The organism is Rickettsiales endosymbiont of Peranema trichophorum, from assembly GCF_004210275.1.
GTDB lineage: Bacteria > Pseudomonadota > Alphaproteobacteria > Rickettsiales > Midichloriaceae > RICK02.
In genome coordinates, this window is record NZ_SCFA01000050.1 from 1 (window position 1) to 9,260 (window position 9,260).

The 9,260-nt window shown below is 41.0% G+C and carries 7 protein-coding genes, 4 tRNA genes and 1 rRNA gene; 5 read left to right on the plus strand and 7 right to left on the minus strand.

Going from position 1 to position 9,260, the window contains the following annotated elements; genetic code table 11:
- The first annotated feature begins 68 nt into the window (after window positions 1-68).
- Window positions 69-146: transfer RNA gene (locus EDM53_RS02275), tRNA-Arg, on the plus strand.
- A gap of 428 nt (window positions 147-574) precedes the next feature.
- Here EDM53_RS02275 and EDM53_RS02280 read toward each other — a convergent pair.
- Both EDM53_RS02280 and EDM53_RS02285 read right to left on the minus strand, forming a co-directional pair.
- Window positions 575-784 carry a hypothetical protein gene (locus EDM53_RS02280; protein WP_130122025.1) on the minus strand — a complete coding sequence of 70 codons (210 nt, stop codon included), beginning with the start codon at window positions 782-784 and terminating at the stop codon, window positions 575-577.
- 503 nt (window positions 785-1,287) lie between these two features.
- A tRNA-Ser gene (locus EDM53_RS02285) sits at window positions 1,288-1,382 on the minus strand.
- 294 nt (window positions 1,383-1,676) lie between these two features.
- Between EDM53_RS02285 and EDM53_RS02290 the strand changes: the two genes are divergently transcribed.
- Window positions 1,677-3,175 (plus strand): 16S ribosomal RNA (locus tag EDM53_RS02290).
- A 408-nt stretch (window positions 3,176-3,583) separates the two neighbouring features.
- On the opposite strand, the gene EDM53_RS02295 is transcribed toward EDM53_RS02290, so the two are convergent.
- The 5 genes from EDM53_RS02295 to EDM53_RS02315 form a co-directional block, all read right to left on the minus strand.
- Window positions 3,584-4,369 (minus strand): TonB C-terminal domain-containing protein, encoded by a 786-nt coding sequence (locus tag EDM53_RS02295; protein WP_130122027.1) that lies wholly within the window; start codon window positions 4,367-4,369, stop codon window positions 3,584-3,586.
- A gap of 111 nt (window positions 4,370-4,480) precedes the next feature.
- Window positions 4,481-4,909: an ExbD/TolR family protein gene (locus EDM53_RS02300; RefSeq protein WP_130122029.1), complete on the minus strand. Its 429-nt coding sequence runs from the start codon at window positions 4,907-4,909 to the stop codon at window positions 4,481-4,483.
- Window positions 4,910-4,935: 26 nt separating this feature from the next.
- Window positions 4,936-5,724: a protein TolQ gene (gene tolQ, locus EDM53_RS02305; RefSeq protein ID WP_242507835.1), complete on the minus strand. Its 789-nt coding sequence runs from the start codon at window positions 5,722-5,724 to the stop codon at window positions 4,936-4,938.
- A 105-nt stretch (window positions 5,725-5,829) separates the two neighbouring features.
- Window positions 5,830-5,916 (minus strand) — tRNA-Ser (locus EDM53_RS02310).
- Window positions 5,917-5,979: 63 nt separating this feature from the next.
- Window positions 5,980-6,056, minus strand: a tRNA-Pro gene (locus EDM53_RS02315).
- A 347-nt stretch (window positions 6,057-6,403) separates the two neighbouring features.
- Here EDM53_RS02315 and EDM53_RS02320 point away from each other — a divergent pair.
- From EDM53_RS02320 to EDM53_RS02330, 3 genes are read left to right on the plus strand one after another with little or no spacing between them, the layout of a single operon-like run.
- Window positions 6,404-7,339, plus strand: coding sequence for an ABC transporter substrate-binding protein (locus EDM53_RS02320; RefSeq protein WP_130122031.1), 936 nt, complete (start codon window positions 6,404-6,406; stop codon window positions 7,337-7,339).
- Window positions 7,332-8,183, plus strand: coding sequence for an ABC transporter permease (locus EDM53_RS02325; protein ID WP_130122033.1), 852 nt, complete (start codon window positions 7,332-7,334; stop codon window positions 8,181-8,183). Before EDM53_RS02320 ends, EDM53_RS02325 begins: the two co-directional genes overlap by 8 nt.
- Window positions 8,180-8,932: an ABC transporter ATP-binding protein gene (locus EDM53_RS02330; RefSeq protein ID WP_130122035.1), complete on the plus strand. Its 753-nt coding sequence runs from the start codon at window positions 8,180-8,182 to the stop codon at window positions 8,930-8,932. The genes EDM53_RS02325 and EDM53_RS02330 overlap by 4 nt, the downstream gene beginning before the upstream one ends.
- Window positions 8,933-9,260: the final 328 nt, after the last annotated feature.

A 9,260-nucleotide genomic window follows, 5' to 3' on the forward strand; every position in this document is an offset into this window, starting at 1 on the left:
TGGCTGCACCAATCCAAACGGTGCACCATCCATCTCCCGTAGATGTGTCAAGTTCACTTGCTCCAGATGTTCCCGTAGCTCAGGCTGGATAGAGCGTTGGATTCCTAATCCGAAGGCCACAGGTTCGAACCCTGTCGGGGACACCACCACAACAAAGCTTTCTCCAATTTCGCTATTGTTAAAGTCATACTGCGTTCTACACATGTTGTAGACTTCAGATGAACAGTCAGGTATCATACTCTGATATCGGAGTCACTAGAAACGGCTTTAAAAAAAGGTAGGTTTAAAGGCTTGGGTCTTATACCAAATCTCATTTTTAAATGATTCAAAACGGATTTTGTGAAACTCGGCTCTGCGCACGTATTTCAATACGCTTACGCAGCCTCATCCTCAAATCCATTCGCCTGATTTAATCTGAAACTTGGTATAACTTCTTAGCTTAAAACTATCAAATTGTAAATTATTATACATATGGGGACTCACAGTTTTGCCAATATTTCCATATCGTAATCAAACACTGTGTTATCATAAAATAGTAGAGCATTAAATGCTTTATTGAGTTGGATAAAAAAATCTAGCACTTTACCTTTGTCATCAAATCCTGGATTAATAACGCACCCAATCGCGATTTGTATATGGTGAATTCTAGATAAAACGTAGATAAATCTATTCCTTGACTAACATGGTTATAAGCAAATCCCTTGAATCCTGTCAAATGCTCTTCTAATTTTTCATGCTTCATAAAATTCATATCAATTTCTGCTACATCTAGCTTTATAACCATGCCGATTGCTCTATCATCACTACTTTTAGATGAGTATGACAAAGTTTGCGGCAATTTATCTCAAACTTTGCTTCCAATTAATGATGGATCCATCACATATAAAGTTGCATATTGCATATTGCATGTTAGGTGCCTTAAATAATTTTTTCTATTATATAAACAAGCTATACGTCAAGCAATTGAAATAATACTTTCTCCGTTTCGAATATCAATCACTACTCCGCTTTTCGTTCTCTAAAGAATGAAGGGTCAAAAATCTCAGATCTCTAAAATCCAGGCAAATAGAGGGTTTGAGGGCATGCGTACCTTCGACCGAAGTGTTCGCATGTATCAGAGATGGAGAGGGTAAAAATGGAGATTTTAGGGGTAAAATGGTAAATTGGAGAAAGTGAGGTAATGGTCTTAGGCTACAATAAAACGCTGGAAAGCCCGCAAATATTTGGGTTTTGAGGTGCCTTGACTCTAGCACGAAAAGACGAGAGAAAAGTTCTCTTCAAAAAAGCTGGCGGAGAGAGGGGGATTCGAACCCCCGATACAGACTTTCGAACCGTATAACGGTTTAGCAAACCGTCGCCTTAAGCCTCTCGGCCATCTCTCCAAAATTATAGGCCACTGCCAGAACTTAATATGTTTTAATCCAAATATCAAGTTTAAATCACCCTCATGTTCTCATAACATCATGTGGCAAATTGAATATTTGTAAAAAGTTATTTATTTTGTGTTGACTAGGTTGCTCTAAAGATGTATACAGTGATACATGCTTATTTTGATGCTAATCCTTAGTATCAATAGATCTTTGAAATTGAAGGATGAAATTTAAAGGTAGCAGTACATATTATATGATATAATTTAAATGTATTGCTTGTCAGTAATTTGAGTTATAATCAGGATACAACTTGAGAGTTTGATCCTGGCTCAGAGTGAACGCTGGCGGCGTGCTTAACACATGCAAGTCGAACGGGTAACAATCGTAGTAATACGGTTGTTATTAGTGGCAAACGGGTGAGTAACACATGGGAATCTGCCTTGTAGTAAGGAATAACTGTTAGAAATGGCAGCTAATACCTTATATTGCGGAGACGTGAAAGATTTATCGCTACAAGATGAGCCCATGCAAGATTAGTTTGTTGGTGGGGTAATGGCCTACCAAGACTATGATCTTTAGCTGGTCTGAGAGGACGATCAGCCACACTGGAACTGAGATACGGTCCAGACTCCTACGGGAGGCAGCAGTGGGGAATATTGGACAATGGGCGAAAGCCTGATCCAGCAACGCCGCGTGAGTGATGAAGGCCTTAGGGTTGTAAAGCTCTTTTAGTAGGGAAGATAATGACGGTACCTACAGAAAAAGCCCCGGCTAACTTCGTGCCAGCAGCCGCGGTAATACGAAGGGGGCTAGCGTTACTCGGAATTATTGGGCGTAAAGCGTGCGCAGGCGGTTTAGTAAGTTAGAAGTGAAAGCCTGAGGCTCAACCTCAGAATTGCTTTTAAAACTGCTTCACTAGAGTACTAGAGGGGATAGCGGAATTCTTAATGTAGAGGTAAAATTCATAGATATTAGGAGGAACACCGGAAGCGAAGGCGGCTATCTGGCTAGTAACTGACGCTGTTGCACGAAAGCGTGGGGAGCAAACAGGATTAGATACCCTGGTAGTCCACGCAGTAAACGATGAGTGCTAGGTGTTGGGACTTGATCTCAGTGCCGCAGCTAACGCGTTAAGCACTCCGCCTGAGGAGTACGGTCGCAAGATTAAAACTTAAAGGAATTGACGGGGACTCGCACAAGCGGTGGAACATGTGGTTTAATTCGATGCTACGCGAAGAACCTTACCAGGCCTTGACATGGTAGTCGTATGGTTAAGAAATTAGCCAGTCAGTTTGGCTGGACTACCACAGGTGTTGCATGGCTGTCGTCAGCTCGTGTCGTGAGATGTTGGGTTAAGTCCCGCAACGAGCGCAACCCTCATCCCTAGTTACCAGCGAGTAATGTCGGGCACTTTAGGGAAACTGCCGGTGATGAGCCGGAGGAAGGTGGGGATGATGTCAAGTCAGCATGGCCCTTACGGCCTGGGCTACACACGTGTTACAATGGTAGTTACAATTAGGAGCAATAGGGTGACCTGGAGCAAATCTATAAAAACTGCCTCAGTTCGGATTGTACTCTGCAACTCGGGTACATGAAGTTGGAATCGCTAGTAATCGCAGATCAGCATGCTGTGGTGAATACGTTCTCGGGTCTTGTACACACTGCCCGTCAAGCCATGGGAGTTGATTTTACTTTAAGTAGGTGTGCTAACCGCAAGGAGGCAGCCTATCACGGTGATATCGATGACTGGGGTTAAGTCGTAACAAGGTAGCCGTAGGGGAACCTGCGGCTGGATTACCTCCTTTTAAGACTATTTAAGCTTTTGGCTTTTTGTCGAAAGCTTCAGTCAAAAAACTTTTCGTACTGCTGCCTTTTTATTTTATTCCCTTTTTCCTTCTTTGTTCTCTTTGTGCGCTTACTTTTTTAGCGCTACTTTTTTCGTATTCATAATCACTGCCACTCAGTCTTCACAATAGCAATGAATTTGCTTTGCACTGAGTCCAATCCTCAAACTTTTGACGTAGATGGACCATTCAAGGTGTTATACCAAATCTCATTTTTAAATGATTCAAAACGGATTTTGTGAAACTCGGCTCTGCGCACGTATTTCAATACGCTTACGCAGCCTCATCCTCAAATCCATTTGCCTGATCTAATCTGAAATTTGGTATTACACACTTAATCTGACGTCCTCTTAAAAATGGGATTTGCTGTTAGTATACCATTCCACTTGAATCAAATGTAAAAGCAAACCCACTAGAAAGCTTAAGTAACTTCTCTGGTGGTAATTGTAGTGGTGACGATAGCTTGATTGCTCTGATTGCACTTTCAACAAATGCCCTGTATCCATCGTTATGATTAGTGCTACTCTTTGAATCTTGTGAAGTGATACTTGTGACATTACCTTGCATGTCGATCTCTACAACTAATGTTACCGTCATGCCACTCAGTACAGCGCCGCTAAATGCCGTAGTGTTCCAGTTCTTTTGAATTTGTGACCGAATTGCATCTTGTTCGCTGATCGATAAAGGTATGTCACTTTTGTACTCGCTATCCAAATGAGTCTCACCATCTACTTTTTCGTTATGTTTATTTTCCTTCTGTTTATCTTTTCTTTTCTCATCTTCCTGCTTTGAAGATGACTTCAAAATACTGTTCACTATCATCTTTTCAAAGAGATCATCAAGCTGTTTTTTATCCATCTTTTTAGTTTGTTTAAGCTCCTCCAACTTGGTTCGCTCTTTCTTGTTATTAACCTTTTTGGTTAATTCACTTACTTCGCTTATTTTGTGTACCTGCTTATTTTTTTCTACTTCTTGAAACTTAGGTTGTTGTACTTTGTCAGCCTTTTTGCCTTCCTTTTTTTCCCCTTTTCTCCCCTCTTTTTTGTCCTCCTTTTTCTCTTCCTTTATACTACGTTTACTTTGTTGTTCATTTGCAATCCGCTTTTTTCTAAGGTTTGAAAAGCTCCCTATATCTACGATCTCAACAGCTAGCATGCCATGATCTTTTCGATGGAGCTTCCAAAATGAATCCTGCAGGAAAAATAATCCCACGATCAAACAATGTGCTATGAAAGAGATAAATAAGCTAAAATATGATTTACGCATTTAATCAATGTTTTGATCTGGAGATTGTGTAAGCAATGCAACATTAATGAAACCACCGCTTTTAATTGCTCCAAATACCTCTACAACTTTGCCATAATCTACATTCATATCACCATTCACTACTATTTTTGTACTTTGTTTTTCCCCCAGTACTGCACGTAGTTTTGCCGGTATCATGTTTGGTTCAATTTTGGTGTTTTGAAGATAAACTTTGCCAAGTTTGTCAATTGTGATAACTATGTGTTCATCCTCTTGAACAACTGGAGCAGATTCTGTCTTGGGCAAATCAACAGGTATTCCAGTAACAAGCATAGGAGAAGTCACCATAAAGATCACTAGTAATACAAGCATTACGTCAACAAAAGGAGTGATATTGATGTCACTCTTGACCATTAATCTACGTTTCTTGTAAAAAAATACCTGTGTCATAATGCAGACATTACGTGAGACTGATTTCAATTCTTAGCAGTTTGGATTTGATGTGCATCCACTTGTCTAGATATGATAGAAACAAAATTAACTATAAAGTGCTCAATCCTCATCCCAATTTTATTTATATCTGTTGTTAGTTTGTTGTAAAAAATCATAGCTGGAATCGCCACTACCAATCCCAGCGCAGTTGCTAGTAAGGCTTCAGCAATACCAGGTGCTACAACAGCTAGTGTGGTGTTTTTAGACAATGCTATGGATTGAAAGCTGATCATAATACCCCACACGGTTCCAAATAACCCAATAAATGGGGCACTTGAAGAAGCGATCGCTAAGAAGGTGACATTTTGCTCTATTTCCTCGATAACTTTAGCTGCACTCACTTGCATACCTTGCAATACCCTTTCTTTCATACCAGAGATGACAGAGGGCTGCGAAAAATTAAGGTATTTGTCATGTAGCTCCAGCTCTTTCATACCAGCACAAAAAACGATTGCCAAAGGGTTGTCGTCTTTACCACGTACCTTTTGAAAAAATTTTTCCAGAGACACACCAGACCAAAATTCATCATCAAATTGCTGCATTTTACGTTCTATTCTTTTTAATAACAGCATTTTATTGATAACGATGGCCCAGCTCCAGATCGAACCTAGCACTAACAAAAGCGATACGAGCTGGACAACGATGTCAGCTTGTAGAAGCAGTCCCGTGAAAGAAAGATCTAGAGTCTTCGTAGCTGCAGGTTGCAATTGATTGATTGTGGTTTGAACATGGTCAACAGGAACCGATACGCCTTTCCCTATGATGTTTATCACAGCGTTTACGAGTCAATTAATTCACTTTGCTTTAAGTTACCACAGATTCGCTAATAGACAAGCTGTTTTGGATGTGTTGGAGGAGAAGTTGTACAAGGTGGAGCGCGGATGGAGTGGGATTCGAACCCACGGCACGCTCGCACGTGCGTCGGTTTTCAAGACCGGTGCCTTAAACCGCTCGGCCATCCATCCAACTTCCTTTTACCAAAGAAATGGAAGGATTGCAATCTGTGAAAACGAAAATATTTGAAGGGATGGTCGGGGCAGAGAGATTCGAACTCCCGACCCTCTGGTCCCAAACCAGATGCGCTACCAGGCTGCGCTATGCCCCGATCCGTTATCACAATATACTTTCGTATCATTTGAAATGCAAATCTTTTATACACGATTTCATGTTTCTTGTCTCAAGTTGCAGAAATGACGAAACCAAGATTATATGATCATAACTGTTGTAGCAAGTGTCCACAATAAGAGCATGTCCCCAAATTAATTGGAATGAAAAGAATTTCAAAAATTCGGTATCAGTCTTATTTACAGAGTTTTTATGGCTTGTAAGCCGTGGAAACTTGTCTATAATGTAACTTATGATTACCGCTTTTTTAACATGCGCCGTTTGTCTTAGAAAACAGCATATTACACAGACGGTTGATCGCTATTTAACAATAATGGAATAATACACATGAGAAAACTTTTTGTAATACTTGGGATTGTATCATTTGTCATTTTGTTGCATATGGTTGCCACAAGAGAGACAGGCAGGAAAATAGCTATCAACCAGTTTGTAAGTCATCCGGCTTTGGATGAGGCTACCAGAGGTATACAAGTGGCCATAAAAGAAAGATTGGGACACGGGGTATCCATTCAAGTGCAGAATGCTCAGGGTAGCATAGTATCTGCGGTACAGATAGCGCAGCAGCAGGTATCAAACGATCCGGATGTGATTATAGGGGTCGCCACACCATCTGCTCAAGCAAGCTTAAAAGCACGTACTAAAGCTGAGAAGATGATATTAGCATTCGTAGCGATCACAGATCCAAAAGATGCGGGACTAGAAGATGAACGAAACATAGTGGGAGTTTCAGATGCTCCACCTATAGAGGACTTACTTCAAGTGATCAAAAAAGCTATGCCTGAGAAGAAGAGGATTGGGGTTATTTTCAATCCTGGTGAAATAGGATCGGTTAAAATTGTCAAAATGTTTCAAAAATCTGCTGAATCTGAGCAATTTGATGTTTCTCTGTCTGCTGTTCATTCAACCAGTAATATCAAGTTGGCTGTGGAACGGCTGATGGGTAAAGTGGATGTGATTTTTGTGCCACTTGATAACATGGTGGTTTCTGGCATACAAACTATTGCACAAACTGCATTGACACATGGCGTTCCTATCGTTGGTAATGATCCAAGCTTGGTAGACAGCGGTCTTCTTTTTGCTGTTGGTTGCGACTACTTTAAAAGTGGAGAGCAACTTGGTCAAATGCTGTCCGATATACTGCTAGGACAGCCAGTACAGCAGAAGATACAGCTGACAAATTTCAAGGAGTATAAGATCAATGAAAGCACTGCAAAAGCTTTGGGAATGGATATGGAGGCGTTAAGAAAAGCTTATAATGAATAGCCTACAGCTTTTTAGTTCTGTAGAACTTGGTCTTATATATGCGTTAGTAGCAATAGGGGTATACATTACTTTTCGCATTATAGACTTTCCTGACTTAACAGTTGATGGAAGTTTTACATTGGGAGGAGGTACAGCGGCATCTCTTGTTGTGTCTGGATATAGTCCATACTTCGCCACTCTCGTAGCAGTGACATGTGGAGCATGTGCGGGTGTAGCGACTGGTTATCTGAACGTTAGATGGCGTATTTTGGCAATACTAGCAGGCATTTTGACAATGACTGGCTTGTATTCTGTGAACCTCCGTATCATGCAAAAGCCTAATATATCAATTATTGGGACGTCTACAGTGCTAAGCCAGGGCTACACCATTATGCTGCTACTACTTCTGCATGTCGTAATACTCTTGCTTTTAAAGAGGCTATTTGATTCACATTTCGGACTAGCCATTAGGGGTGTTGGCATTAATCAAAAAATAAGCAGAGCGTACGGTATTAACGCAGACGCTATGAAGATAGCAGCGCTTGCGCTTAGTAATGCTATAGTAGCGCTTGCGGGGGCCTTATTTGTTCAGTCGCAAGGCTTTGCTGATATAGTGATGGGGAGTGGTACAATCATTATAGGACTTGCTTCCATCATCATAGGAGAGTCGATTCTACAGGTTAAAAGCGTTTTCTTAGGGTTGATAGCCTGCACAGTTGGGTCGATATTGTATAGAATAGCGACGTCTTTAGCACTCAATACCCATGTGACTGGATTACAGCCATCAGACATTAATATTATCACTGTTGTATTAGTGGCAATGACTATGGCGTTGTCTCAGGCTAAGGACGGAACAAAGACATGATTGAATTAAGTAACATTAATGTCGTTTACAATCAGGGGACGCAGTTGGAGCACCATGTATTGTCAGACCTCAACTTGACGATTCAAGGGGGTGAATTCGTTACAATTATTGGTGGTAACGGCGCTGGTAAATCGACATTGATGAATCTAATAGCTGGTGAAGTCCTTGCAACCACTGGAAAGGTATTGATCGATAACAAGGATGTGACAAGGCTACCGATCCATCTTCGTTCTGGGCTAATTGCCAGAGTGTTTCAAGATCCTATGATTGGTACATTTACTGAGCTTACAGTGGAAGAAAATCTTGCGATAGCATCCAAACGTGGCAAAAGAAGGGGCTTATCTTTAGCAGTTGGGCATAGCTTACGGAGAGAGATAGAGCAGATGCTAGGGGACTTTAACACTGGATTAGAGTCCAGGTTAAGGGATAAGGTATCACTGCTATCTGGTGGTCAACGTCAAGCTCTTAGTTTAGTGATGTCAACGCTACAGGAATCAAAGCTATTACTACTAGACGAGCATACAGCAGCACTTGATCCTAAAATGGCGAGTGTCATCCTTAGCATGACTGCTCATATTATCAAGAAGTACAATCTGACTGTGCTTATGATCACACATAGCATGCATCAAGCTTTGGAGTATGGTGAAAGGACTTTGATGATGTACCACGGACAGATTATACGGGATATGAGAGCTGAAGAGCGCCAATCTCTTTTGCCACAGGACCTTCTCAGATTTTTTGATCTATAGCATGTTGGATGAATACATAATCGCAATTTAGGACAACTCAAATAATACTAAATCGAAAATAATCACGTTAAGAGTTGGAACCACATGACGTCAGGAGCTAAGCAAGATGCAGTGCCAAAACGCCGTAGAATTGGCGACAATATCTTTTAGTGCATTTATTGTCGGAGATTGGTATGAGAGCTTGTCGGCACATTAATTGGAATGAAAAGAATCTATGCAAAAATCGTCTGTTAAGTTGTCGGCAAAGGTAGATGGATGCCCGTTTTCACGCACTGCTGTCCGGGGAAAAAATTAAAGTTAAACTGTATTTATTTGTTAGTTGGCGTAA

What these genes read in the sequence shown, in the direction of transcription:
- EDM53_RS02280 (WP_130122025.1), bottom strand. Translation starts at nt 784, where the DNA reads ATGGTTATAAAGCTAGATGTAGCAGAAATTGATATGAATTTTATGAAG.
- EDM53_RS02295 (WP_130122027.1), bottom strand. Translation starts at nt 4,369, where the DNA reads ATGCTAGCTGTTGAGATCGTAGATATAGGGAGCTTTTCAAACCTTAGA.
- EDM53_RS02300 (WP_130122029.1), bottom strand. Translation starts at nt 4,909, where the DNA reads ATGACACAGGTATTTTTTTACAAGAAACGTAGATTAATGGTCAAGAGT.
- EDM53_RS02320 (WP_130122031.1), top strand. Translation starts at nt 6,404, where the DNA reads ATGAGAAAACTTTTTGTAATACTTGGGATTGTATCATTTGTCATTTTG.
- EDM53_RS02325 (WP_130122033.1), top strand. Translation starts at nt 7,332, where the DNA reads ATGAATAGCCTACAGCTTTTTAGTTCTGTAGAACTTGGTCTTATATAT.
- EDM53_RS02330 (WP_130122035.1), top strand. Translation starts at nt 8,180, where the DNA reads ATGATTGAATTAAGTAACATTAATGTCGTTTACAATCAGGGGACGCAG.